Annotated in this window: 26 protein-coding genes; 11 read left to right on the forward strand and 15 right to left on the reverse strand. The window is 59.7% G+C overall.

Annotated features, from left to right (window positions below):
• Positions 1 to 48: 48 nt before the first annotated feature.
• Positions 49 to 519: a MaoC family dehydratase gene (locus OZ428_RS26615; protein WP_010208208.1), complete on the forward strand. Its 471-nt coding sequence runs from the start codon at positions 49 to 51 to the stop codon at positions 517 to 519.
• Between the two features lie 55 nt (positions 520 to 574).
• Here the strand turns inward: OZ428_RS26615 and OZ428_RS26620 are convergent, their stop codons facing one another.
• Positions 575 to 1,042, reverse strand: coding sequence for a ferritin-like domain-containing protein (locus tag OZ428_RS26620; RefSeq protein WP_010208206.1), 468 nt, complete (start codon positions 1,040 to 1,042; stop codon positions 575 to 577).
• A 205-nt stretch (positions 1,043 to 1,247) separates the two neighbouring features.
• On the opposite strand from OZ428_RS26620, the gene OZ428_RS26625 reads away from it, so the two are divergent.
• Positions 1,248 to 1,484, forward strand: a complete 237-nt coding sequence (locus tag OZ428_RS26625) for a DUF3820 family protein (protein WP_010208204.1) — start codon at positions 1,248 to 1,250, stop codon at positions 1,482 to 1,484.
• A gap of 11 nt (positions 1,485 to 1,495) precedes the next feature.
• Positions 1,496 to 2,671, forward strand: coding sequence for an aminotransferase class V-fold PLP-dependent enzyme (locus tag OZ428_RS26630; RefSeq protein ID WP_269131839.1), 1,176 nt, complete (start codon positions 1,496 to 1,498; stop codon positions 2,669 to 2,671).
• 93 nt (positions 2,672 to 2,764) lie between these two features.
• Here OZ428_RS26630 and OZ428_RS26635 read toward each other — a convergent pair whose 3' ends face one another.
• From OZ428_RS26635 to zwf, 3 genes are read right to left on the reverse strand one after another with little or no spacing between them, the layout of a single operon-like run.
• Positions 2,765 to 3,430, reverse strand: coding sequence for a bifunctional 4-hydroxy-2-oxoglutarate aldolase/2-dehydro-3-deoxy-phosphogluconate aldolase (locus OZ428_RS26635; protein WP_025858441.1), 666 nt, complete (start codon positions 3,428 to 3,430; stop codon positions 2,765 to 2,767).
• A 17-nt stretch (positions 3,431 to 3,447) separates the two neighbouring features.
• The gene (gene pgl, locus OZ428_RS26640; protein WP_269131840.1) at positions 3,448 to 4,161 is read right to left on the reverse strand and encodes a 6-phosphogluconolactonase; all 714 of its coding nucleotides are present in this window, start codon (positions 4,159 to 4,161) and stop codon (positions 3,448 to 3,450) included.
• Positions 4,148 to 5,614 (reverse strand): glucose-6-phosphate dehydrogenase, encoded by a 1,467-nt coding sequence (zwf, locus tag OZ428_RS26645; protein ID WP_033896321.1) that lies wholly within the window; start codon positions 5,612 to 5,614, stop codon positions 4,148 to 4,150. The genes pgl and zwf overlap by 14 nt, the downstream gene beginning before the upstream one ends.
• A gap of 220 nt (positions 5,615 to 5,834) precedes the next feature.
• On the opposite strand from zwf, the gene OZ428_RS26650 reads away from it, so the two are divergent.
• Positions 5,835 to 6,695: a MurR/RpiR family transcriptional regulator gene (locus tag OZ428_RS26650; protein ID WP_174555598.1), complete on the forward strand. Its 861-nt coding sequence runs from the start codon at positions 5,835 to 5,837 to the stop codon at positions 6,693 to 6,695.
• A gap of 157 nt (positions 6,696 to 6,852) precedes the next feature.
• Here OZ428_RS26650 and OZ428_RS26655 read toward each other — a convergent pair whose 3' ends face one another.
• The 8 genes from OZ428_RS26655 to OZ428_RS26690 all read right to left on the reverse strand — a co-directional run bounded on the left by OZ428_RS26655 (position 6,853) and on the right by OZ428_RS26690 (position 15,756).
• A complete protein-coding gene (locus OZ428_RS26655) occupies positions 6,853 to 7,698 on the reverse strand; it encodes a D-hexose-6-phosphate mutarotase (RefSeq protein ID WP_061449337.1) in 846 nt (281 codons plus the stop codon).
• 102 nt (positions 7,699 to 7,800) lie between these two features.
• Positions 7,801 to 9,147, reverse strand: coding sequence for a carbohydrate porin (locus OZ428_RS26660; RefSeq protein ID WP_016975394.1), 1,347 nt, complete (start codon positions 9,145 to 9,147; stop codon positions 7,801 to 7,803).
• Positions 9,148 to 9,232: 85 nt separating this feature from the next.
• On the reverse strand, positions 9,233 to 10,393 hold the full coding sequence (locus OZ428_RS26665) for an ABC transporter ATP-binding protein (protein ID WP_269131841.1): 1,161 nt from the start codon (positions 10,391 to 10,393) through the stop codon (positions 9,233 to 9,235).
• Positions 10,394 to 10,395: 2 nt separating this feature from the next.
• Positions 10,396 to 11,241 carry a carbohydrate ABC transporter permease gene (locus OZ428_RS26670; protein WP_016975397.1) on the reverse strand — a complete coding sequence of 282 codons (846 nt, stop codon included), beginning with the start codon at positions 11,239 to 11,241 and terminating at the stop codon, positions 10,396 to 10,398.
• A complete protein-coding gene (locus OZ428_RS26675; protein ID WP_033896325.1) occupies positions 11,234 to 12,142 on the reverse strand; it encodes a carbohydrate ABC transporter permease in 909 nt (302 codons plus the stop codon). The genes OZ428_RS26670 and OZ428_RS26675 overlap by 8 nt, the downstream gene beginning before the upstream one ends.
• Positions 12,143 to 12,221: 79 nt before the next feature.
• Entirely contained in the window at positions 12,222 to 13,508 is a 1,287-nt protein-coding gene (locus OZ428_RS26680; protein ID WP_269131842.1) for an ABC transporter substrate-binding protein, read from the reverse strand.
• A 104-nt stretch (positions 13,509 to 13,612) separates the two neighbouring features.
• On the reverse strand, positions 13,613 to 14,872 hold the full coding sequence (locus tag OZ428_RS26685) for a D-mannose isomerase (RefSeq protein ID WP_269131843.1): 1,260 nt from the start codon (positions 14,870 to 14,872) through the stop codon (positions 13,613 to 13,615).
• 113 nt (positions 14,873 to 14,985) lie between these two features.
• Positions 14,986 to 15,756: a hypothetical protein gene (locus OZ428_RS26690; protein ID WP_269131844.1), complete on the reverse strand. Its 771-nt coding sequence runs from the start codon at positions 15,754 to 15,756 to the stop codon at positions 14,986 to 14,988.
• A 180-nt stretch (positions 15,757 to 15,936) separates the two neighbouring features.
• Here OZ428_RS26690 and OZ428_RS26695 point away from each other — a divergent pair, with 180 nt between their 5' ends.
• Positions 15,937 to 16,761 carry a hypothetical protein gene (locus OZ428_RS26695; RefSeq protein ID WP_269131846.1) on the forward strand — a complete coding sequence of 275 codons (825 nt, stop codon included), beginning with the start codon at positions 15,937 to 15,939 and terminating at the stop codon, positions 16,759 to 16,761.
• A gap of 70 nt (positions 16,762 to 16,831) precedes the next feature.
• Here OZ428_RS26695 and OZ428_RS26700 read toward each other — a convergent pair whose 3' ends face one another.
• From OZ428_RS26700 to OZ428_RS26710, 3 genes are all read right to left on the reverse strand, one after another.
• Positions 16,832 to 17,659: an ATPase gene (locus OZ428_RS26700; protein ID WP_269131847.1), complete on the reverse strand. Its 828-nt coding sequence runs from the start codon at positions 17,657 to 17,659 to the stop codon at positions 16,832 to 16,834.
• Between the two features lie 114 nt (positions 17,660 to 17,773).
• On the reverse strand, positions 17,774 to 18,772 hold the full coding sequence (locus tag OZ428_RS26705; RefSeq protein ID WP_177111154.1) for an NAD-dependent epimerase/dehydratase family protein: 999 nt from the start codon (positions 18,770 to 18,772) through the stop codon (positions 17,774 to 17,776).
• 52 nt (positions 18,773 to 18,824) lie between these two features.
• Positions 18,825 to 19,718 (reverse strand): LysR family transcriptional regulator ArgP, encoded by an 894-nt coding sequence (locus OZ428_RS26710; RefSeq protein WP_016975403.1) that lies wholly within the window; start codon positions 19,716 to 19,718, stop codon positions 18,825 to 18,827.
• 99 nt (positions 19,719 to 19,817) lie between these two features.
• Between OZ428_RS26710 and OZ428_RS26715 the strand changes: the two genes are divergently transcribed.
• The 6 genes from OZ428_RS26715 to OZ428_RS26740 all read left to right on the forward strand — a co-directional run bounded on the left by OZ428_RS26715 (position 19,818) and on the right by OZ428_RS26740 (position 25,653).
• Positions 19,818 to 20,219, forward strand: a complete 402-nt coding sequence (locus tag OZ428_RS26715) for an ACT domain-containing protein (protein WP_038851608.1) — start codon at positions 19,818 to 19,820, stop codon at positions 20,217 to 20,219.
• A 5-nt stretch (positions 20,220 to 20,224) separates the two neighbouring features.
• Positions 20,225 to 20,824, forward strand: a complete 600-nt coding sequence (locus tag OZ428_RS26720; protein ID WP_033896331.1) for a LysE/ArgO family amino acid transporter — start codon at positions 20,225 to 20,227, stop codon at positions 20,822 to 20,824.
• Positions 20,825 to 21,002: 178 nt separating this feature from the next.
• Complete coding sequence (locus OZ428_RS26725) at positions 21,003 to 21,599, forward strand: superoxide dismutase (RefSeq protein WP_016975406.1); 597 nt, start codon at positions 21,003 to 21,005, stop codon at positions 21,597 to 21,599.
• Between the two features lie 152 nt (positions 21,600 to 21,751).
• Positions 21,752 to 21,937, forward strand: a complete 186-nt coding sequence (locus OZ428_RS26730) for a hypothetical protein (protein ID WP_055725970.1) — start codon at positions 21,752 to 21,754, stop codon at positions 21,935 to 21,937.
• A 193-nt stretch (positions 21,938 to 22,130) separates the two neighbouring features.
• Positions 22,131 to 24,182: a putative bifunctional diguanylate cyclase/phosphodiesterase gene (locus OZ428_RS26735; protein WP_269131848.1), complete on the forward strand. Its 2,052-nt coding sequence runs from the start codon at positions 22,131 to 22,133 to the stop codon at positions 24,180 to 24,182.
• A 127-nt stretch (positions 24,183 to 24,309) separates the two neighbouring features.
• On the forward strand, positions 24,310 to 25,653 hold the full coding sequence (locus tag OZ428_RS26740; RefSeq protein WP_269131849.1) for an imelysin family protein: 1,344 nt from the start codon (positions 24,310 to 24,312) through the stop codon (positions 25,651 to 25,653).
• Positions 25,654 to 25,680: the final 27 nt, after the last annotated feature.

A 25,680-nucleotide genomic window follows, 5' to 3' on the forward strand; every position in this document is an offset into this window, starting at 1 on the left:
TAAAATCAGTCAATTAAATTACCGATTAGCCACAGGATGCACCTTTAGATGACCCAGGTAACCAACACCCCGTACGAAGCCCTCGAAGTCGGCCAGACCGCCAGCTACAGCAAGTTGGTGGAAGAGCGCGATATCCAGCTGTTCGCCGCGATGTCCGGTGACCACAACCCGGTGCACCTGGACGCCGAGTACGCCAAGGCGACCATGTTCAAGGAGCGTATCGCCCATGGCATGTTCAGCGGCGCCCTGATCAGCGCGGCCGTGGCCTGCGAATTGCCTGGGCCGGGCACCATCTACATCGGCCAGCAAATGAGCTTCCAGAAGCCGGTGAAGATTGGCGACACCCTGACCGTGCGCCTGGAAATCCTCGAAAAGCTGCCGAAATTCCGCGTTCGTATCGCCACCCGCGTGTTCAACCAGCGTGATGAGCTGGTGGTGGACGGCGAAGCAGAGATCCTGGCGCCGCGTAAGCAGCAAGTCGTGACCTTGACCGAGTTGCCGCCGATCAGCATTGGCTGATCCTGACGCATAAAAAAGCCCCGCATCGGCGGGGCTTTTTCTATTCAGCGACGACTCAAGACTGAGCGCGAGCCTGGTTACGCAGGGCTTTCACTTGGTCGTGGTTGCGCTGTACACCGTGGTACTGACGCTCAACCAGGTCACGAATGCCCAGCAGGTTGTGCTTGTTGATCTTCTCGATCGCTTCTTTATAAGCCTTCAGGGCGTGGTCTTCACCGCGCTCGGCTTCGTTCAGCACCGCTTCTTCATCCTTCCCGGTGAGCATCGACTTGACGTCGACCCAGCCGCGATGCAGTGCACCGGCCACGCTGCCGGAATCTTCCGGATCACCGCCCAAGGCACGTACGGCGGTTTTCAGTTCAGCGGCGGCGGTGGCGCAGTCGGCAGAACGCTTGGCAAACAGGGCTTTGAGTTCTGGGTGCTTGATGTCTTCAGCGCACTCCTTGAAACCCTTTTGGCCGTCGATGCTGGTCTCGATCAGGTCGTTCAGTACGGAGATCGATTCTTTATTGATGTCAGTCATTTTTCAATTCCTTGTACGGGTTAGAAGGTTGTCTTAATGGTTGCAGCGCCCGTGCCAGGTTTTAACAAAACAACTTATCCTTTAATTTCAATTAGTTACGATAAATTGAACCATCTGTATGTACGTTATTTGCATGATCTGTCATTTGGCCTTCATGCAGAATGCCTGTATTTTCCAAAGTCTCGATACACACACCTGAGCCTTCATGAATCCCGAAAAACTCGAACTGCTGATCACCCGCGAAATGCCCTTCGGCAAATACAAGGGACGGATCATCGCTGACCTGCCCGGCCCGTACCTGAACTGGTTTGCCCGCGAAGGTTTCCCCCACGGCGAGCTCGGGGGGCTGCTGGCCCTGATGCAGGAAATCGACAGCAACGGCTTGTCTGAATTGCTCGAACCGCTGCGCGCCAAACACGGCAAACCTGCCCCCCGCCATTAAAGAGTCATGCCATGCCAAGGAATGCAGACAACGAAAACCACTGGCACACCATCGCCCAGCGCTATGCGCTGGAGCCCGGCCCGATCAACCTGGAAAACGGTTACTTCGGCCGCATGAGCCAAGCGGTACAGGCGCAGTACCTGGAACACGTGGCGTTTATCAACCGCAGCAACTCGCTGCATGTACGCCAGCACTTCGAGCGCGGTGAAAACGAGGCGATCCGCCGCCAACTGGCCGGGCTGATCGATGCCGACCCCGCCACCATCGCCTTCACCCGCAATGCCACCGAAGCCCTGCAATCGCTGATCCGCAACTACAACCGCCTGCAACCAGGCGATCAGGTGCTGATCAGCGATCTCGAGTACGACACCGTGAAAGGCGCTATGCGCTGGCTGGCGGGCTATCGCGGCGTGGAAGTCATCGAACTGTCCCACACGCACCCGGCGAGTTTCGACAGCCTGGTACAGACGTACCGCGATGCATTCGTGCAGTACCCACGCTTAAAGCTGATGGCACTGACCCACGTGACCCACCGCACCGGGCTGGTCATGCCCGTGGCCGCGATTGCCCAGGCGGCGCGCGAGCAGGGTATCGATGTGGTCCTCGATGGCGCCCATGCCCTGGGCCAGATCGAATTCAACCTGGCCGAACTGGGTATCCAATTTGCCGGCTTCAACCTGCACAAATGGATTGGCGCCCCACTGACCTTGGGCTTCCTGTACATCGCTCCCGAGCGCCTGGCCGACATCGACCCGGACATGGGCGAATTCCACTACCCCGCCACCGACGTTCGCGCACGTACGCCCTACAGCACGCCGAATTTCCCGGCGCTGATGACCTTGCCGCTGGTGCTTGAAGAACATCGGCAACTGGGCAGCGCGGCGGCCAAGGGCGCGCGAGTGAATTACTTGCGGGACTTGTGGGTCAGCCAGGTACAGGCATTGCCGGGGATCGAGGTGCTGACGCCGGACGATCCACGCTTGTATTGCGGGATTACGGCGTTCAAGTTCATTGGGAAGGATCAGCAGGTGATGACGGAGCGTTTGCTCAAGGACTACAACCTGTTTACCACGACGCGTGTGGGTGCGTCGTTTGGCACCTGTATCCGGGTGACGCCAGGGTTGGTGACGCAGGCAGCGGAGATAGCCGTGCTGGTCAAAGCCATCACCGAGTTGAGCGTCGGCTAGGCGCGTTTTCAACAGGCAAAAAAAAGCGGTACACCGACCAAGTGCACCGCAAAAATGCCGTTAAGCACAGCAACAACGATTCGGTAAATCAGATCAATCCAGCAGCGCCAGCGCCTCGGCGGTGACTTCCTGGATGCGAGCCCAGTCGCCGTTCTTGACCCACTCAGGGTCGAGCATCCAGCTACCGCCCACACACATCACGTTTTTCAACGCCATGTAGTTTTTGATGTTGGCCGGGCCGACGCCGCCGGTCGGGCAGAATTTCACTTCGCCGAACGGGCCACCCAGGGCCTTGATCGCAGCCACGCCGCCGCTGACTTCGGCCGGGAACAGTTTGAAGCGGCGATAGCCCAGGCCATAACCCTCCATGATGCCCGAGGCATTGCTGATGCCCGGCAGCAGCGGGATCGGGCTGTGTACCGAGGCTTCCAGCAGGTCGCGGGTGATGCCTGGGGTGACGATGAACTGCGAGCCAGCCACTTCGGCGGCTTCAAGCATGTGACGGTCGAGCACGGTGCCGGCACCGGTGCACAGTTCAGGGCGTTGCTCGCGCAGGACCTGAATGGCCTTGAGGCCGAACTCGGAACGCAGGGTCACTTCCAATGCGGTCAAACCACCGGCTGCCAGGGCATCGGCCAGCGGAAGGATGTCCTGTTCGCGGGCGATGGTGATCACCGGCAGGATCCGCGCCTTGGCGCAGAGGCTGTCGATCAAGGCAACTTTATCCGCCATGGACACGGTCGGTTGAGGGCTTTTCATAGCGGCTGATCCTTGGCTCATGGGCACCAGTAAATCTCTAATGTAGGTTGCAGAAACGCGCGAATCGGCATGGCAGCGACGTCGTCACTGGCCAGCGCAGCGCTCAAGGTGGTCAATTTCGAACTGCCGGAGATCGACAGCACGGTGTAGTTCGCCGTGGCCAGCAATGCGCGACTCATGGTCAGGCGTTGGTGCGGCACGGTCGGCGCCAGCATCGGCCAGCAACGGCGGGTACCGTCGGCCTTCAGCGCTTCGGCGAGGTTCGGGCTGTTGGGGAACAGCGACGCGGTGTGGCCGTCATCGCCCATGCCCAGCACCAGCACATCAATGGCTGGCAATTCGCCCAGCAGGCGATCGGCCTGCTCGGCAGCGTCTTCAAGGTTGGCCGCAGCGCTGTACAGGCTCAAGAACTTGGCCTTGGCCGCCGGACCTTGCAGCAGATGCTGCTTGAGCAAACCGGCATTGCTGTCGGCGTGCTCCACCGGCACCCAGCGCTCGTCTGCCAGGGTGATGGTGACCTTGGACCAATGCAGGCCCTGCTTGGCCAGGTGCTGGAAAAACGCCACCGGGCTGCGGCCACCGGAGACCACCAGGGTCGCCTCGCCACGGGCGCTGATGGCCGTGCGCAGTTGCTCGGCCACGTCAGTCGCCAGGCCTTCCGCCAACAGCACCGACGTGCGGTACTCGTGGGGAGTTACGCCCTGGGGCAGTTTCAAATCAGATATCGCCATACCACGACCTCCCATCCCGCGTGATCAGTGCAATGGAGCTCATCGGCCCCCAGGACCCCGCCGCGTACGGCTTGGGCGCATCACCGGATTTCTTCCACCCGGCGATCAACTGGTCACACCACTTCCACGCGGCTTCGATTTCATCTTTGCGAACAAACAGGTTCTGGTTGCCGCGCATCACTTCCAGCAACAACCGCTCGTAGGCATCCGGGATACGGGCGCTGCGGTAGGTGTCGGAAAAATTCAGTTGCAGCGGGCCGCTGCGCAGTTGCATGCCCTTGTCCAGGCCCTGCTCCTTGGTCATCACGCGCAAGGAAATACCTTCGTCCGGTTGCAGGCGGATGATCAGTTTGTTGCTGATCTGCAGGCGCTGCTCCGGGGCGAAGATATAGTGGGACGGTTCCTTGAAGTGGATAACAATCTGCGACAGCTTTTGCGGCATGCGCTTGCCGGTACGCAGGTAGAACGGCACCCCGGCCCAACGCCAGTTGCGGATATCGGCACGCAGGGCGACGAAGGTCTCGGTGTCGCTCTGGGTGTTGGAGTTCTCTTCTTCCAGGTAACCCGGCACCGGTTTGCCGGCGCTGTAGCCAGCGATGTACTGGCCGCGCACCACCTGGGTGGTCAGGCCGTCCGGGCTGATCGGCGCCAGGGCCTTGAGCACCTTGACCTTCTCGTCGCGGATGCTGTCGGCGGACAAGTCGGCCGGCGGGTCCATGGCGATCAGGCACAGCAGCTGCAGCAGGTGGTTCTGGATCATGTCCCGCAGCTGGCCGGCCTTGTCGAAATAGCCCCAACGGCCTTCGATACCGACCTGCTCGGCCACGGTGATTTCCACGTGGGAGATGTAGTTCTGGTTCCACTGGGTTTCGAACAGGCTGTTGGCGAAACGCAGGGCGATCAGGTTCTGGACCGTCTCTTTGCCCAGGTAGTGGTCGATGCGGTAGGTGCGGTTTTCCGGGAAAAACTGCGCCACGGCGTCGTTGACCTTGCGCGAGGACTCCAGGTCCGAACCGATGGGTTTTTCCAGCACCACGCGGGTGTTTTCCGCCAGGCCGACCTTGGACAGGTTCTCGCAGATCGCGCCATACACCGCCGCCGGGGTGGCGAAGTAGGCAATCAGGCGTTGCTCGGTGCCGGCGATGTCCGCCAGGGCCACGTAGTCATCGGCCTTCAGGAAATCGACGTGCACATAAGTGAGGCGTGCCAGGAAACGCTGGGCAATGGCTTCGTCCAGCTCCTTGCCGACGAATTCGCGCAGGGCGTGTTCGATATGGGCCAGGTGCTGTTGCTCGGAACCGGCTTCACGGGCCAGGGCCAGGATGCGCGTATCGTCGTGCAGCAGTCCGGCGCCATCGAGTTGATAGAGGGCAGGAAATAACTTGCGCAGCGCCAGATCACCCAAGGCGCCAAACAGGGCAAAGGTGCAGGGTTCTACGGTTATCGAAGGCATGATGTTTGTTCTTTTATCAAGTTAAGCTACAAATACCTTTTTTCAAGGCATCACTCAAGGAAAAATGTAGTAATAACCACAACATTTTCCCGAAATACGCATTCCGAGTGGTGGTGTTCAGCTACCCTCAGTAGGATAGGCCACCGCAAAAGGCCACTCGTCGATTGGCTGCCACCTTTTTATTTGCATCGTCGCCCGAAGGAAAGACTGAATGGACCGCGTGCGAAATCTTCTGGAACAGATCCGGAACCGCCTCGAAGAATTGAACAAGGCTGAGAAAAAAGTCGCCGAGGTCATCCTGCTCAACCCGCAGCAGGCGACCCGCTTCTCTATCGCCGCCCTCGCCCAGGCTGCCTCGGTCAGTGAACCGACGGTCAACCGTTTCTGCCGTTCGTTCGGCGTGAGCGGTTACCCTGAGCTGAAATTGCAGTTGGCGCAAAGCCTGGCCAGTGGTGCCGCGTATGTCAGCCGTGCAGTGGAGGCCGATGATAACCCGGAGGCTTACACGCAGAAGATCTTTGGCAGTGCCATTGCGTCCCTGGACAGTGCCTGCCAGGCGCTGGACCCGAACTTGATCAGCAAAGCCGTGGACCTGTTGATCCAGGCGCGGCAGATCCACTTCTTCGGCCTGGGCGCCTCGGCCCCGGTGGCGATGGATGCGCTGCACAAGTTCTTCCGCTTCAACCTGGCAGTGACGGCGCATGCCGATGTGCTGATGCAGCGCATGATCGCCTCGGTGGCGCACACGGGCGAGTTGTTCGTGATCATTTCCTACACCGGGCGCACCCGTGAGCTGGTGGAAGTGGCGCGCATCGCGCGGGAAAACGGTGCATCCGTGCTGGGCGTGACCGCCGAGAACTCACCGCTGGCCAAGGCCAGTACGGTGAGCCTGAACATTCCGTTGCCGGAAGACACTGACATCTACATGCCGATGACCTCGCGGATCATCCAATTGACGGTGCTGGATGTACTGGCAACCGGCATGACCTTGCGCCGTGGCGTGGATTTCCAGCCGCATTTGCGCAAGATCAAAGAGAGCTTGAATGACAGTCGGTATCCGGTGGGGGATGAGTTCAACTAATAACGCTCCCCCTGTGGCGAGGGAGCTTGCTCCCGCTGGGGCGCGAAGCGGCCCTAAATCAGGCAACCGAGTCCTTACTGAAAGAATGCGGTGACCTTATTGGGGCTGCTTCGCAGCCCAGCGGGAGCAAGCTCCCTCGCCACAGAGACCAGCACCGCTAAACCCCAGCCCGCGCCTGCAGGCTAAGATGCGCCCTCTCTCCCGGCGCCAGGCTGGCCCCGGCCATCGCCGACTCCACGCACACAAACCCCGATGCCTCGTTGAAGCTCACGCCCAACAGCGGCCGGCTGCCCGGATGCCACACCACGGTGTCGGCGCTGTCGCCCGTATCAATGCACAATTCACGCTGCCAGGCATGGTCCTTGAGCTGCAATTCGCCGTCATGCTGGAACACCCGCTGGCAACCACCTTCCACGCGTAGCTCGCCTTCCTGCTGGCAAACCTGGCGATTGAGCTGGTCGTAACCTTGCGCGCCCTCAAGCCCAGACAGCGCTACCTCATCAACGTGACCAATACGCCAGTAAGCATGCAAAGCGTGGCTCAATTGGCACGGCAGCTCGTCCTGATGCTCGGTACTCAAGCGCAATTCCAGGGTTTCGCCCAGGTGCGCATGCAGGTCCACTTGCCAGTCACACAACTGCAATTGCCAGTGCAGGCGTACGCCGTCGTCGCTGGTGCTGCTGTCGAGCAGTTTCCAGTCGATCAGCCGCGCCCAGCCATGGGAGGGCCAGGCATTTTCGCTCGGGTGACGGCCATACCACGGCCAGCACACCGGTATGCCGCCCCGGATGGCGCCCACTTGCGGCCACTTGGCTGCACACCACAGCCAAGGCTTTTGACCGGTAGGCTGAAAGTGCAGCAATTGCGCGCCCTGGCGGCTGAACACCGCCTGGCACAGCGGATGGTCGATCACCAACACGTCACGCATCTGGAAGCGTTCCCAGGCGAACACCGGACGCTCGCGCAGGGATTTGAAAAAGCGTTGCAGCGGTTGCTCATGCATGTGCCACAGTCCTGAATGTCTTCACGGTGCTGCCCAAAAAAAGCGGGTAGCCATGGCTACCCGCAAAATGCGCACAGAGAGAAGGAGCTTATCGCAACAACGTTAGAACGTAGACTGAATTTTCAGGCCGGCTACCAACGCGTTGTCGACTTTATCCACGCCGCCAGGCTGCACGACGTATTGCAGGTTTGGACGCACGGTCAGCCAGTTGGTGACGTGGAAACCGTAGTTGAGTTCAACGTTGTATTCAGTCTCACGGATCGGCGTGTACAGCGGGTTATCGTAGTCACTTACACCATTGGCGGCGTTGAGCAGCTCAGAGTTCTTCTTCACGTCATCGTTGACGTGCAGGCGAGCGACGCCGATACCGACGTCATCTTTTGGACGCGCGTCGAATGGCCCTTTGTACACCAGCATGATCGACTGATAGTTGTCGACCAGGTTGGTTTCCTTGTCGTGGAAGGTGGCGTTGGCCGCGATGTTCAGGCCGCGGGAAGCATCGCCGTTATGCGTGGTGAGTTGCTGCTGGGCAACGAACCAGTAGCCTTTCTTGCTGCTGCGGGTACGGTAAGCCGCGCCAGTGGTCGCTGCATCGTTGCCGTTGATATCTTCACGAACGTCCGAAGCATCGGCGGCACTTTTGTAGTAACCCACACGGTATTCGCCCGGCAGGTTGTTGACCTTCGGCGACCAGACCAATTCCACCGGAATTACGGTGCCTTTGGTGCCGCTGCCGCTGAGTTTGAAGCCGTTGCCGTGCTCCAGCTGCGACGGGTTCTGGTTGTACGCACCGATTTGCGCATACAGCTCAGGTGTGATGTTGTACTTCACGCGGATCGCGGCCTGGCTGACGGGCCAGTTGTACCAGGTGTTTACATAGTTGCCGACCTGGGAGCCGCAGAACGACAGGTTCTGGAAGTCGCACGGGAAGGTGTTGAAGTCTTCGCCTTCGCCGAAGTAACCGAGTTTCACGTCCAGCTTGTTGTCGAACATCTGGTGCTGGATCCAGAACTGGGTCAGACGCACCATGTGGCCACGGCCGTAGACTTCTTGAGACGAACTCAAGGTGCCGGCACGCGGGTCGCCAATACGGTCATTGGAGATATTCTGGCCATTACGGTTGGTCAACTGGATCTTGGCTTGGGTGTTATCCCAACCCCACAACTTTTGCAGGTCCAGTGCTACGCCCAGACCGAATTGATCGGAGTAACGACCGGTCTTGTCGTTGTTGTACCCACCTTTGGCGTTGTAGCCCATCTCCCCAACGTAGTCAGCCTTGATGTCGATACCTTGCTCGATCAGCTTGGTACGCTCACCACCCCAGTCGCCGGTCATCCATTTCGAATCAGCACTGAATGCATCGGCCGCCATCGCATTGGCGGACAGAACCAGGGCTGCTGCAGCTGACATTTGGCAGATCAGCCGAGTGTTGTTGTGTTGCTTTTTCATCCCTACATCCTCGTCTTTATTGTTATTAAACTGTTTTTATCTAACGCGGTTTACTTTTTTTATCTAAAACAACAACTTATCTGCTTCAGCGGCCTTTGAATTGGGCCACATTGTCGGCATGCCCCTGTGCGGGCAATGAAGAAGCAGTGCCCAGTCGCTCGCCGGTGTTGGCGTCGAACAGCAATACCTTGGAAGGATCGAATTGCAGGGTCAGGGTCTCGCCCACCTGCGGTGCCACGTCGGGTGCCAGGCGGCAGCAGACCTTGGTGTCATTGAGTTGCACGAACACCAGGGTGTCCGGGCCGGTCGGCTCGGTGACCTGCACTTCGGCACGGATGCTCGACGCACTGTCGTCCTCGCCCGACGCCAACATGATTTGCTCCGGACGCAAGCCCAGGATCACGTCGCGGTCTTCAAGACCTGCATCGGTGGTGTTCAGCGCCAGTTCGCAACGGGCCTGGCCGCTGTCGAGCAGGGCCACCAGGCGACCGTCCTTGCGTTGCAGGCGCAGGGGCACGAAGTTCATCGGCGGCGAACCGATAAAGCTCGCCACGAACTGGTTGGCCGGGTTGTTGTAGATTTCTTTCGGCGTACCGAATTGCTGGATGATGCCGTCCTTCATCACCGCAACCTTGTCGCCCAGGGTCATCGCTTCGATCTGGTCGTGGGTCACGTAGACCGTGGTGGTCTTGAGGCGCTGGTGCATCAGCTTCATTTCGGTACGCATCTCGACGCGCAGCTTGGCGTCGAGGTTGGACAGCGGTTCGTCGAACAGGTAGATCTTCGGCCGACGCGCCAGGGCACGGCCCATGGCCACGCGCTGTTGCTGGCCGCCGGAGAGTTGGCCAGGCTTGCGGTTGAGCAGGTGTTCGATCTGCAGCAACTTGGCCACACGCGCCACTTCGGCGTCGATATCGGCCTGGGGCATCTTGCGGATCTTGAGGCCGAACTCGATGTTCTCGCGCACGCTCATGGTCGGGTACAGCGCGTAGGACTGGAACACCATGGCGATGTCACGGTCCTTGGGGCTCATGCCGCTGACGTCCTGGTCGCCGATCATGATGGCGCCACCGGTGATGGTCTCAAGCCCGGCGATGCAGTTCATCAGCGTGGATTTGCCGCACCCCGAAGGGCCGACCAGAATCAGGAATTCGCCTTCCTTGATCGACAGTTCGATGTTCTTCAAGGTGTCGGGCAGGCCGGCGCCATAGGTCTTGTTTACATTGCGAAGTTCAAGCGTAGCCATGATTACCCCTTGACCGCGCCGGCCGTGAGGCCGCGCACGAAATACTTGCCTGCGATCACATAGACCAGCAGGGTCGGCAGCCCGGCGATCATCGCCGCCGCCATATCCACGTTATATTCCTTGGCCCCGGTGCTGGTGTTGACCAGGTTGTTCAGCGCCACGGTGATGGGCTGGGAGTCACCACTGGAGAACACCACGCCGAACAGGAAGTCGTTCCAGATCTGGGTGAACTGCCAGATCAGGCAGACCATGATGATCGGGGTCGACATCGGCAGAATGATCTGACGGAAGATGGTGAAGAAACCTGCACCGTCCAACCGCGCGGCCTTGATCAGCGCATCCGGAATGCTCACGTAGTAGTTACGGAAGAACAGCGTGGTGAACGCCAGGCCGTAGACCACGTGCACGAACACCAGGCCGGTGGTGGTGCTGGCCAGGCCCATCTTGCCCAGGGTGAACGACGCCGGCAGCAGCACGGTCTGGAACGGCAGGAAGCAGCCGAACAACAGCAGGCCGAAGAACAGCTGCGAGCCTTTGAAGCGCCAGAACGACAGCACATAACCGTTCAACGCACCGATGGCGGTGGAGATCAGTACGGCCGGAACGGTGATCTTGATCGAGTTCCAGAAGTAACCGTCTACCGTGGCCCAGGCCTTGACCCAGCCGATGCCGGTGACCACGGTCGGCCAGCTCAGCAGGTTGCCGGAGCTGATGTCTTCCGGGGTCTTGAAGCTGGTGAGCAGCATCACCACCAGCGGCACCAGATACAGCAGCACGGCGAGGATCAGCACCGCGTAGATCGCGATGCGACTCAGGCTGATGGGTGATTTGGAGGCGAGACTAGTCATTACGTTTGGTCCTCAGCTCGGAGTAGAGGTAAGGCACGATGATCGCGAGGATCGCACCGAGCATCAGGATGGCACTGGCCGAACCCATGCCCATCTGGCCACGGCTGAAGGTGAACGAGTACATGAACATCGCAGGCAGGTCGGACGAGTAGCCTGGGCCGCCGGCGGTCATCGCCGCTACCAGGTCGAAGCTCTTGATCGCAATGTGCGCCAGGATCATCACGGCACTGAAGAACACCGGACGCAGGCTTGGCAGCACCACGCTCCAGTAGATGCGCGGCAGGCTCGCGCCATCGATCTGTGCAGCGCGCACGATCGATTGATCGACACCGCGCAGGCCAGCCAGGAACATCGCCATGATGAAACCCGAGGCTTGCCAGACGGCGGCGATCACCAGGCAGTAGACCACGCGGTCCGGGTCGATCAGCCAGTCGAGACGGAAGCCTTCCCAGCCCCAGTCACGCAGGAGTTTGTCCAGGCCCATGCCTGGGTTGAGCAGCCATTTCCAGGCGGTACCGGTGACGATCATCGAGAGCGCCATCGGGTACAGGTAAATGGTGCGAATGAAGCCTTCACGACGGATTTTCTGGTCGAGGAAGATCGCCAGGGTCACGCCGATGACCAGGGTGATACCGATGAACATCCCGCCAAACACCGCCAGGTTCTTGCTCGCTACCCACCAGCGGTCGTTGTCGAACAACCGCGCGTATTGCGCAAGGCCCGCCCATTTGTAGGTCGGCAGGAATGTGGAATTGGTGAACGACAGCACAAACGTCCACAGGATGTAGCCGTAGAAGCCCACCAGCACGATGAACATGCTCGGCGCCAGCACCAGTTTGGGGAGCCAGCGCTGCAGTGCATCGAACGGCGAGGCTTTGCTGAACACAGCAACAGAACTCATGGGGAAATCCAGTACAGGGAAAAAGGACTACAGGAACAAGCCTTGTGGGGGGCTAGGGAGTCCCCCACAAGGTCAACCGTTACTTGGCAGACTTGATCGCAGCGCCCAATTTCTTGGCGGTGTCGGCCGGATCGGCTTTCGGGTCGTTGATGTAGTTGGTCACGACATCAAAGAACGCACCTTGCACCGCCAGGGTAGTGGCCATGTTGTGCGCCATGCTTGGCTGCAGGCCGCCGGTCTTGGCGTCTGCCAGGAAGTCCTTGGCAGCGGTCTGGGCGCAGGAGTCGAAGCCGTAGGAATCCATTTTGTTCAGCATGTCGTTGCGAACAGGGATCGAACCCTTGTTGATGCTGAACACTTTCTGGAAGTTCTCACCCAGCACGACTTTGGCAATGTCCTGCTGGCCAGCAGCCGTGCCTTTGTCTTTCTGCTTGAACACCGCCAGGGAGTCGATGTTGTAGGTGAAGGCTTTGTCGGTGCCTGGGAAGGCTACGCACTCGTAGTCCTTGCCAGCGACTTTCTTGGCCGCGGTCCATTCGGACTTGGCCCAGTCCCCCATGATCTGCATGCCGGCCTTGCCGTTGATGACCTTGCCCGCTTCGAGGTTCCAGTCCTGGCCTTTACCGTCGACGTCCATGTAGGTCGCGACTTTTTTCAGTTCGGTCAGGGCCTTGACCATTTCCGGACCGGTCAGCGCGCCGTTATCCAGGTCAACCAGGGCTTTCTTATAGCCATCGGCACCCATCACCGACAAAACGACCGCTTCAAACACGGTGCTGTCCTGCCAAGGCTGGCCACCGTGGGCGAGCGGAATGAAGCCTGCGGCTTTCAGCTTGTCGCCGGCGGCGTAGAATTCTTCGAGGGTGGTCGGGTTCTTGGTGATACCGGCTTTCTTGAAGACTTCCGGGTTGATCCACAGCCAGTTAACGCGGTGGATGTTGACCGGTACGGCGACGTAGTCACCTTCATACTTCACGGTGTCGGAGACTTTCTTGTCGAGCAGGGAGTCCCACTTCTCTTCTTTGGCGACGTCTTTGAGCACGTCGGTGTCGAGCAGGCCAGTGGACGCCCATTCCTGGATGTCGGGGCCTTTGATCTGGGCAACGCCTGGCGGGTTGCCAGCAACCGCGCGGCTTTTCAGCACGGTCATGGCGGTGGCGCCACCGCCACCTGCTACGGCGCCGTCTTTCCAGACGAAACCGTCTTTCTCAACTTGGGCCTTCAGGACATCTACAGCCGCCTTTTCACCGCCCGAGGTCCACCAATGCACAACTTCAACCGTCCCTTTCGAGTCGGCGGCAGATGCACTGAGGGGAAACAACGAGGCAATGGAAATAGCAACGGCGAGGCGATTAATCGCGTTCATCTGAGTACCTTTTCTTGTTGTTATGCATGCAAGTCTTAGGCTTGCGCTGCACGGAGTTTAAACATGGATTTTTCAGGCGCAGGTAACAAAGGGATGGACAAATGTCACCAACTGGTGACATAGCGCCCAGCCCCGATGGCACTGGCCATGCTTGGCGCCAACGGCAGCGCAGGCAGCAATACCGCTTGCCAGGCATGGTACAGGTCGGGCTTGCCACCCCAGATGACGCTGCTGGGTTGGTTGTGCGGGCTGAGTTCGTGGTGCCAGCTACCGTGAATACGGTCGATGAAGTGGGTTTCGCAAAACTCCCAGAAACGCCGGTACCAGGTTTCGTAATGCAACTCGCCGGTGCGTTTGAGCAACGCCTGGGCTGCGGCGCTGGCTTCGGCGTGGGTCCAGTGCAGGCGTTCGCGCACCACCGGGCGCTGGTTCCAGTCGAGGGTGTAGACGATGCCGGGGGCACCATCCACGGACCAGGCGTATTCGCAGGCGCTGGCGAACAGGCCCTTGGCGTCGGTCACCAGCCACTCGGGGGTGGCAAGCCCGGCATGCAGGCGCGCGGCTTCCAGGTGCAGCACCAGCCGCGCCCATTCAAATCCGTGGCCGGGAGTGATGCCGTAGGGGCGGAAGCCGTCGGCGGGGTTGTCTTCGTTGTAACCGAGCAAGGGTTGCCAGTGTGTGTCGAAATGTTCGATCACCATGAACTGGTTGCCGGCCGCGTGGGTGTGGATAACCCGCTCGACGATGCGCAAGGCGCGGTCCAGCCAGCGCGTATCACCGGTGACATCGGCCAGCGCGAGGAAGGCTTCAGTGGCGTGCATGTTGCTGTTGGCGCCGCGATAGGCTTCGACACCGCTCCAGTCCTGGGCGAACGATTCGAGCATCACGCCCTCCTCCTCGCTCCAGAAAAACTGGTCGATGATATGGACGGCGTCAGTCAGAAGGCTTTGTGCACCGGGTGCACCGGCTACCACCGCCGAGCTGGCGGCCAGGGCAACAAACGCGTGCAGATAAGCGGCCTTGCCACGGTTGCCATCGAGGGCGTGGGGCGTGGCAAACCAGCCACCGTGCTCACTGTCACGCAGCGGGCCACTGAGGGCTGCAACGCCATGCGCAACCAGCTCGGCATACCCCGGCAAGCCCAAGGCGTGGGCCATGGCGAAGCTGTGAGTCATGCGGGCAGTGTTCATGGTTTCGGCGTGGGCGTCGGCCGGCAATTGGCCTTTGTCGTCGAGGTTGCCAAAGCCGTCGGGCAGTCGCGACGCCTTGGCGAAGGCCAGCAGGCGCTGTCCCTCGGCCGCAAGCCAGGCGTGGTGGGCAGGCGCCTTCAGCCAACTGCTGGCAGGCAGTGGTTGCGTGGTCATGGGTGGCCCTTATTGTTTTTTGTGGGATGACCGGAGTCTAAACAAGGGCGCGGTGACGGCAAGTAACGAAGGGGATGGGAAATGTCACCAAGTGGTGACATTTACGCTTCGCATCACGCATCACACCTGACCCTTGAAAACCGCCATTCAACTTGCTGCTGCTCTTTTGAGACTTTTTCAGCTAGCAAGACGCTGCCGGACGGTAAGAACACCACTTGACGTACACCGTTGAAAACCGCGCCATCACAATGGTACTTATTGCTGAAATCAGCATACAACGCCACGTGTATGGCCAGTTCCCGTGCTTGCAACGTTACAGCACTCGCAGTCCCCATGAGCATACTGACGCCTAGCAACAGTAAAATGCCGCTACCCAGTTTCCGGAAAAAACCCTTGGCCAATTGTTCTTCGTTTAGTAACACCAGTAAGAGCCATAGTGTTACGTAGAAGATCATGCCCGTCAGTAATACCAACGCAAACGCCAACACCACATTCTTAAAAAAATATACAACAGCAAGAGCAGTAACCGCCCAGGGAAAATTTCCGGACGCCTCGGCAAACACTTGGTTCACCTCGCCGGCGGCCCATATATAGGCCAATGCGCCGTAGAACGTTACTCCGACGCCAATGACAGCCTTGCCCCAGACCGTATTGGAAAGTTTTTTATATAGAATATTTTCGGTCAGCAGCATCATGATCAAAGCAAAAGGAACAAGCAACGTGCAAAGTAAGCTGAGGAAAGTAATGGGCGCGGGCAACTCAAACCAGACAGACAGGCCTACTAAAATATAAACAAAAACTAAACAGAGTGTGAATTTTGCAACAGTGCGCTTCAGCGCTTGAAGCCAGATCCGGCATTCGGACAGCTTTGTTTCAAATGACATTCGCATCAATTCCTTTTTTTGCGCAAAACGAATGACGTAATCGCCGCTTTACAGGTCGCTCATCGAACCATGAGCGCACGATTGTATTTATGATGCCCACCCGGAGCAACGTGTCACCACCGGCACACCCGTTTCAAGTGTCGAAACCCATCACCCAGCAGCTGCAAACAAAGGACTGACATGCAACAACACACCACAACGGCAAAGCTTTCTTCCGGCAACAAATTTTATAATATTGGTTTAGGACTTGGCATTGCCGGGCTGGTTGCTCAACTAATATTCCAGAAGATGTGGCTGACCGAGACACTTATTCTCTGCGCCGGTGGATTATTCGGCATCGGCTACCTCACCTTTTTGGTCAACTTCATCAAGCATCGCTGGGCTTCATCCTTCGGCAAGGTGTACCTGACTGTAGCCCATACCGCGATATTCTTTATTGCGTTTATACCGGCACGCTGGTTTGTATCCAGCGTCATGGAGCTTCCAGCACAGGACTTTGATATTACGGTCAGCGTGGTCAGTGCACTGATTTATCCCAGCCTTTGGTTAATAGCTGCTTCTGTCATTATTCTCGGCAATGCCTTAGTGGCGATACTGTTAGGCGTTCTCGTCCATATTTCCACGTTTCCGATCATTGACGACATTTTCAGGCTGTTAGCCATGGCCTTTCCTGATGGGTCAGCTAAGGCCTTCATGCGGTCTGGCCGGAAGGAGTTCGCAGGACGCATGATCAGACACTGGGCGGGCGCTATCGTGGTGTCTCTTGTCATGAGTTTCGCCGGCGCTTGGCCAATGCAGGCGCTGTTAACCTATAAACAGCCGATAAAATGGATCGCCATCGCTGCCGATTATCAGCAAGCAGACCTTATGCCCGGCATCGAGCAAGGTACCCGCTACCGCTTGCACGATAATGGGGTGGTCTCCTATGCCAGCTTTGCGGACTGGGAGGTCTCAACCCGCGTAGCAATGGTCGGCACGCCGATGGCCCCCGTGACGGCCGAGTAGATAGGGCTTCCCGAGGCATGCTCGCCACAAGAGCCACTCCCCCCGCCAGAGTGGCTCGGCTGATTGAAGGTTATTGCGTCGGCGTTGCGATCTGGCGTTGCAGGTTTTGCACCTGGCTTTGCAGCGTAGTGATATTGCGCGTGGTCTGGATACGGAACACGTCGAACTCTTTATTGGTCGGTGCATCGCTGTTGGCCGGCTGGTTGTCCTGGGCGCTCTTGAGCACCACAAGGTCCTGCTCGATACGGGCGATGGCAGCGCTTGGATTGCCTTGTTTCTTCAAGGCCGCCACGTCCGCAGTGAGCTCCTTGATTTCGTTATCGCGCTTGCTGGCGTCAACTTGCGCCGCCTTGAGCGTCGCCACGGCGTCGGTCAACGCCTGCACTTGGCCCTGCAGCTTGCTGTTGGCGTTGGACAGGTCGGTGGTGCTGGCGGTCATTTGCGCCAGGCGTTTATCCAACTCGGTGGCTTGCCCAGCCACGCCGACCTGCTGCTTGCCCTGCTCCAGCAACTGGCTTTCAAGCTGCTTGATCTGCAGTTTCAGCGCTTCGCTGCCGTTGTTGACGCTGGCCTCGCTGGCCACCACCTTGCCGGAAATGTCCTGCAGGCGCCCCGCCGCTTCCTCGCTGATGCGCGCGAAGCTTTCTTGGGTGGCCACCAACTGCTGGCCCATCAGGGAGATCTGCTGGAAGCTCCACCAGGCCAGGCCCGCAAAGGCGATCAGCAGCGCGCCGATCAAGGCCCACAAAGGCCCGGTGCTGGCGCTCTTGACCTTGACGACCTTGGTATTGCGCGAGCGCACCGAGGTGGCCGGGGTTGGTTCGAAATCATCGTCATCCCCGACATCTGCCCGCAGGCTGGGAACGTTGTCGAAGTCGTCTTTAGCATCGTTGCGCATGTATCAACCCTGAATCGGTGAAGTGGCGAGCGACGGGAGTATAAACCGCGCTCCCGGCGCACTGATCGACCCGGAACGCCAGATTCGGTTCCCGAAGTGTTGCCGCTTGTGTGCTTACTTGAACCCCGGATCCTGGGCTTTCCACCAACTGCAGAACTCGTCGAGGGCGGTCCACAGGCTGACTTTGGGCTCGTAGTCCAGATAATGCCTGGCGCGGCTGATGTCGAGGGTGAAATCTTTGTTCATCACTTGCATGCCCAGGCGCGACAGTGACGGCTCCGGTCGCCCGGGCCACATCGCGCAAAACGCTTCGTTGAGCGCCGCCACGCTGTAGGACAAACCGTAGGAACGGTAACGCGTCACCTGGGGCAATTGCATTTGACGCATCACGTAGTTCACCACATCCCACACCGGCACCGGCGTGCCGTTGCTGATGTTGTAGGCCCGGCCCAGCGCAGAGCCTGGCGCGAGCAAACTGCTGAGCAAGGCTTCGTTGAGGTTGTGCACGCTGGTGAAGTCGACCTTGTTCAGGCCGTCGCCGACGATGGCCAGGCGGTTCTTGCGCTGCATGTTCAGCAGCCGCGGAAAGATGCTCATGTCACCGGCACCCGTGACGAATCGCGGACGCAAGGCAATCACTTCAAGGCCGAACTCCTGGGCTCCGAACACCTTCTGCTCGGCCAGGTATTTGGTGGCCGCATAAGGGTGCTTGAAGCGCTTGGGCACTTGCTCTTCGGTCAGGCCCAGGTGATCGCGGCCGTCAAAGTAGATGGAGGGCGATGACAGGTGCACCAAACGCCCGACGTGCTGCTTGAGGCAGGCTTCGACGACGTTTTCGGTGACCTGCACGTTGCCTTGGTAAAAGTCCTGATACTTGCCCCACAAGCCGACGGCGCCGGCGCAGTGCACCACGGCTTCGACATCGCGGCACAGGTGTCGCACCAGGTCGGCGTCATTCAGATCACCCTGGATAAACTCGGCGCCACGCCTGACCAGGTGCTCCACACCTTCGGCACGTCGCCCGTTGACCCGCACGTCCAGGCCCTGCTCCAGGGCGAAACGCGCAAAGCGCCCGCCAATGAAGCCGCTTGCGCCGGTGACCAGAATCTTCATGTATTACCCCATGTTCTTACGTTTTTCATCGCTGTTGCCTTGACGCACGCCATCACTCCAACGGCACCAACCATTGACCACAGGCCTGGGCCAGATGGTCGGTCAGCAAGCCCAACAGTTGCCCGCCACTGCGCCAATGATGCCAGTACAACGGCACATCGATGGGCTTATCTGGCAATAACTCGACCAATATGCCCTTTTCCAGCTGGTCGCGAACCTGCAATTCCGGCACCAGCCCCCAGCCCAGGCCCGCCTCGGTGAGGCGGATAAAACCTTCAGACGATGGGCACAAATGGTGCTCGAAACCACCGTCCACGCCGAGAGAAGCCAAGTAGCGGTGCTGCAGGAAATCATCCGGCCCGAACACCAGTGCCGGGGTGCGCGCCAGTTGATCGGCGCGTACGCCCTGGGGAAAGTGCCGGGCGATAAACGCCGGGCTGGCCAACGCCCGATAACGCATGGCGCCCAGCAACAGGCTGCGCGCGCCCGCCACCGGACGCTCGCTGGCGCAGATACAGGCCGCTACCTCACCCGCGCGCATGCGTTTGAGGCCGACGGTCTGGTCTTCCACCACCAGATCCAGCAGCAAATGCTGCTCGGCGCAAAACCCGCTGACGGCTTCGGCCCACCACGTGGCAAGGCTGTCGGCGTTCAACGCGATGCGCAGGCGTTCGGGCATGCCCTCTTCATCCAGCGCGGGCACCTGGCTTTGCAGGTCGCGCTCCAGTAAGCGCACCTGTTGCACATGGTTGAGCAGGCGACGGCCGATATCAGTGGGCGTCGGCGGCGTAGCCCGCACCAGTACCGGCTGGCCAATACGTGCCTCCAGCAACTTGATGCGCTGGGAGATGGCCGACTGCGACAGCCCCAGCACCTGAGCGGCACGCTCGAAGCCCGCCTGTTCCACCACCGCCGCCAGGGCAGAAAGTAATTTATAGTCGAACATCAGTTTCTCTAATGAGCGATCAGGAATATTGGTTTTTCTTATACAGCCTGCACCCTGAGAATAGCCAGCATCGCTCTTCTCTTTATTAAGGAACCTCCCATGGCTGGCGAAACCGCCCTGGCAACCCTGCTGCGCAGCATGAGCCCTCAACTCAATGACGGCGACTATGTGTTCTGCACCGTGCCCGACAACCGCATCCCTGCTGGCTGCGAGGTAATCGGCAGCTTTCGCGAGCAGGAAGGCTTGACCCTGATCGTCGAACGCCAACAAGCGGAACAGGCTGGCCTGGCTTTTGATTACGTCGCCGCGTGGATCACCTTGAATGTGCATTCGGCCCTGGAAGCCGTGGGCCTCACCGCCGCCTTCGCCAGTGCGCTGGGCAAGGCCGGCATCAGTTGCAACGTGATTGCCGGTTATTACCACGACCACCTGTTCGTCGGGCGTGCCGATGCCGAGCGCGCCCTGCAGGTGTTGCGGCAACTGGCTGCAGACGCGGAGTAAATCCTATGTGGCAAAGCTATTTGAATGGTCTGCTGGTGGCGCTGGGCCTGATCATGGCCATCGGCACCCAGAACGCCTTTGTACTGGCGCAGAGCCTGCGTCGTGAACATCACTTGCCCGTGGCGGCATTGTGTGTGGTATGTGATGCCCTGCTGGTAGCCGCCGGGGTGTTCGGCCTGGCGACGGTGCTGGCGCAAAGCCCGGTGCTGCTGGCGGTGGCACGCTGGGGCGGCGCGGCGTTCCTGATCTGGTACGGCGCGTGCGCACTGCGCCGGGCCTGTTCGAAACAGAGCCTGGACCAAGGCGACACTCTCAAGGTGCGCTCGCTGCGCGCGGTGTTGCTGAGCGCGCTGGCCGTGACCCTGCTCAACCCGCACGTGTACCTGGACACTGTATTGCTGATCGGCTCACTCGGCGCACAGCAAACCGAACCCGGCGCCTACGTGGCCGGGGCGGCCAGTGCGTCGTTCCTATGGTTCGCCACCCTGGCGCTCGGCGCGGCGTGGCTGGCACCCTGGCTGGCGCGCCCCGCAACCTGGCGCCTGCTGGACCTGTTGGTGGCGGTGATGATGTTCAGCGTGGCCTATCAATTGATCGCGGCTTAGGGAATATTCCAAAACGCTCTGGAACCTCTATCCCACACAGTTGTTGCGTGGTTTTGCCGCACCCCCGGTGCTATGATCCGGTCCCTGCGCCGCAAAGAGTACAAACTCCCCGGCGCTTGTTTGGCCGCCCGTGATCGGCCTTGCGCTCACCGCAACTGACCTGATTAGGAGAATCATCATGGCTTTCGAATTGCCGCCGCTGCCTTACGCACACGATGCCCTGCAGCCGCACATCTCCAAGGAAACCTTGGAATTCCACCACGACAAGCACCACAACACCTACGTCGTGAACCTGAACAACCTGGTGCCAGGCACCGAGTTCGAAGGCAAGACCCTGGAAGAGATCGTCAAATCCTCTTCGGGCGGCATCTTCAACAACGCCGCTCAGGTCTGGAACCACACCTTCTACTGGAACTGCCTGGCGCCAAACGCCGGTGGCCAACCGACCGGCGCATTGGCTGAAGCCATCAACGCTGCGTTCGGTTCGTTCGACAAGTTCAAGGAAGAGTTCACCAAGACCTCCGTCGGCACCTTCGGTTCCGGTTGGGGCTGGCTGGTGAAAAAGGCTGACGGTTCCCTGGCCCTGGCCAGCACCATCGGCGCCGGCAACCCGCTGACCAACGGCGACACCCCGCTGCTGACCTGCGACGTCTGGGAACACGCCTACTACATCGACTACCGCAACGTGCGTCCAAAGTATGTGGAAGCGTTCTGGAACCTGGTCAACTGGAAGTTCGTTGCTGAGCAGTTCGAAGGCAAGACCTTCACTGCCTAAGCAACGCTTGCAGTAGAAAAAGCCCGGCATTGCCGGGCTTTTTTGTGGGCGTTCCACAACGCTGGCCAGACCGGAATCGTGGAACCCGCAGAAGGGAATCTGCCACCCACGCAGTGAGAGGAATAACCCTTTCACACTCTGCTGGAGAATCAATGATGGAAGAAATCGGAAAAGCAGGCGGGCAGATGGCGATGCAACTCATCAGCGGCCTTATGAAAGGCCTCGCCGGTGGCGCAGGTGGCGGAAGCGAAGGCGGCGGTGCCAGTGCACCCAGCAAGCCCGGTGAGGACATGATGCCGCCGGCGCCGTCGAAGATCGAGGTTTCCGCCTATCAGTGATGCAAAGGCTTAGCCTGACCACAGGCCAGTCGAGTACCCAGACGGCGGAGCAAATCCGCCGTTTTTTTCTGTTTTTTTCTGTGCATCCAGCCTCAAGACGCCTGCGGCCCTAATGTTCCTTTGACTGCCCTCACGGGATTGCCAATACTCATGGCATATTGAAGGCCACCCGCATGAGACAAGGAATGCCCCTTTGAAGCTGGAACTCAAGAACAGCTTGTCGGTGAAGTTGCTACGGGTTGTGCTGCTGTCGGCATTGATCGTGGGCGTAGCGCTGAGCGTGGCGCAGATCGTTTTCGATGCCTACAAGACGCGCCAGGCCGTGGCAGGCGATGCCCAGCGCATCCTCGACATGTTCCGCGACCCCTCGACCCAGGCCGTCTACAGCCTGGACCGCGAGATGGGCATGCAAGTGATTGAGGGCCTGTTCCAGGATGACGCGGTGCGCATGGCGTCCATCGGCCATCCCAACGAAACCATGCTCGCCGAGAAAAGCCGCGCATTGCAGCAATCGCCCAGCCGCTGGTTGACCGACCTGATACTCGGCCAGGAACGCACATTCACCACCGCATTGGTCGGCAAAGGCCCCTACAGCGAGTATTACGGCGATCTGAGCATCACCCTCGACACGGCCACCTACGGCAAGGGGTTTATTGTCAGTTCAGTGATCATCTTTATTTCCGGGGTCTTGCGCGCCCTGGCGATGGGCCTGGTGCTGTACCTGGTCTACCACTGGCTGTTGACCAAGCCGCTGTCGCGGATCATCGAGCACCTGACCTCAATCAACCCGGACCGTCCCAGCGAACACAAGATCCCGCAACTCAAGGGCCACGAGCGCAACGAATTGGGGCTGTGGATCAACACCGCCAACCAGTTGCTCGAATCCATCGAACGCAACACCCACCTGCGCCATGAGGCGGAAAGCAGCCTGCTGCGCATGGCTCAGTACGACTTCCTCACAGGCCTGCCGAACCGCCAGAAACTGCAGGAGCAACTGGACAAGATCCTCATCGACGCCGGTCGCCGCCAACGCCGCGTGGCCGTGTTGTGCGTGGGGCTGGATGACTTCAAGAGCGTCAACGAACAGTTCACCTACCAGGCCGGCGACAAATTGCTGCTGGCCCTGGCCGACCGTTTGCGTGCCCACAGCGGCCGCCTCGGTGCCCTGGCCCGGCTGGGCGGCGACCAGTTCGCCCTGGTACAGGCCGATATCGACCAGCCCTACGAGGCCGCCGAACTGGCGCAAAGCATCCTCGATGACCTGGAAGCGGAGTTTGCCCTCGACCACGAAGGCATCCGCCTACGCGCCACCATCGGCATCACCCTGTTCCCGGAAGACGGCGACAGCACCGAGAAGCTGCTGCAAAAAGCCGAGCAAACCATGACCCTGGCCAAGACCCGGTCGCGCAACCGCTATCAGTTCTATATCGCCAGCGTCGACAGCGAAATGCGCCGTCGCCGCGAGCTGGAAAAAGACCTGCGCGAAGCCCTGAGCCGCGACCAATTCCACTTGGTGTACCAGCCGCAGATCAGCTACCGCGATCACCATGTGGTCGGCGTAGAAGCGCTGATCCGCTGGCAGCATCCGGAACACGGCCTGGTGCCGCCGGACCTGTTTATCCCGCTGGCCGAGCAGAACGGCACCATCATCCCGATTGGCGAATGGGTACTCGACCAGGCCTGCCGGCAATTGCGTGAATGGCACGACCTGGGCTTCACCGAGTTGCGCATGGCGGTCAACCTGTCCACCGTGCAATTGCACCACACCGAGTTGCCGCGGGTGGTCAACAACCTGATGCAGATCTACCGCCTGCCGCCGCGCAGCCTGGAACTGGAAGTCACCGAGACCGGCCTGATGGAAGACATCAGCACCGCCGCCCAGCACCTGCTGAGCCTGCGCCGTTCCGGGGCATTGATTGCGATTGATGACTTCGGCACCGGCTACTCATCCCTCAGCTACTTGAAAAGCCTGCCGCTGGACAAGATCAAGATCGACAAGAGCTTCGTGCAGGACCTGCTGGACGATGACGACGACGCCACCATCGTGCGGGCGATCATTCAACTGGGCAAAAGCCTCGGTATGCAGGTGATCGCCGAAGGCGTGGAAACCGCCGAGCAGGAGGCCTACATCATCTCCGAAGGCTGCCATGAAGGTCAGGGTTATCACTACAGCAAACCCTTGCCGGCGCGGGAGTTGGCGGCTTTTTTAAAGCAGTCGGAGCGCAATAACGCCGCGATTCTCTGATGCAGCAAAACGATACTGAATATTTCCCGCGTATAACCCTTTACACAAAATGCAAATCTTTCGCATTATGTCGCAGTTTTTGCGCTCCCCCGCGCGCCCCATCAACAACCGAAGCAGGATGTTCGCCATGATTCGTATGCCCCTGGCCACCGCCAGTCTGCTGGCCATTGCCATCTCTCTCGCCGGTTGCGGCGAAGGTAAAGACAAGGCCGCCGCGCCCCAGGCGCCGACCCCGGCTGCCAGCACTACCGCTCCAGCGGCTGCCACCCCTGCCGGCCAGGTCGACGAAGCCGCTGCCAAGGCCGTGGTCGCGCATTACGCAGACATGGTGTTCGCGGTCTACAGCGATGCCGAGTCCACCGCGAAAACCCTGCAGACCGCTATCGACGCGTTCCTCGCCAAGCCGAACGACGAAACCCTGAAAGCCGCGCGCACCGCCTGGATTGCCGCCCGCGTTCCTTACCTGCAAAGTGAAGTGTTCCGCTTCGGCAACACCATCATTGACGACTGGGAAGGCCAGGTGAACGCATGGCCGCTGGACGAAGGCCTGATCGACTATGTCGACAAGTCCTACGAACACGCCCTGGGTAACCCAGGCGCCACTGCCAACATCATCGCCAACAACGAAATCCAGGTCGGCGAAGACAAGGTCGACGTGAAAGACATCACCCCGGAAAAACTCGCCAGCCTCAACGAGCTGGGCGGTTCCGAGGCCAACGTCGCCACCGGCTACCACGCCATCGAATTCCTGCTCTGGGGCCAGGACCTGAACGGCACCGGCCCAGGCGCCGGCAACCGTCCTGCGTCGGACTACCTGACCGGCGACGGCGCCACTGGCGGCCACAACGAGCGTCGCCGCGCCTACCTGAGCGCCGTGACCCAACTGCTGGTCAGCGACCTGGAAGAAATGGTCGGCAACTGGAAACCCAACGTTGAAGACAACTACCGCGCCACCCTGGAGGCAGAACCTGCCACCGACGGCCTGCGCAAAATGCTGTTCGGCATGGGCAGCCTGTCCCTGGGCGAACTGGCCGGTGAGCGCATGAAGGTTTCCCTGGAAGCCAACTCGCCGGAAGACGAGCAGGACTGCTTCAGCGACAACACCCACAACTCGCACTTCTACGACGCCAAGGGCATCCGCAACGTCTACCTGGGCGAGTACACCCGCGTCGACGGCACCAAAATGACCGGCGCCAGCCTGTCGTCCCTGGTGGCCAAGGCCGACCCGGCAGCCGACACCGCGCTTAAAGCGGACCTGGCGGCCACCGAAGCGAAGATCCAGGTCATGGTTGACCATGCCGACAAGGGTGAGCACTACGACCAACTGATCGCTGCCGGCAACGATGCGGGCAACCAGATCGTCCGCGACGCCATCGCCGCCCTGGTCAAGCAGACCGGTTCGATCGAAGCGGCGGCGGGCAAGCTGGGTATCAGCGACCTGAACCCGGATAACGCTGATCACGAGTTCTGATCAATGCGCAGTTGAATGAGGCGACCT

Source organism: Pseudomonas sp. GXZC, from assembly GCF_026967615.1.
Classification (GTDB): domain Bacteria; phylum Pseudomonadota; class Gammaproteobacteria; order Pseudomonadales; family Pseudomonadaceae; genus Aquipseudomonas; species Aquipseudomonas azotoformans_A.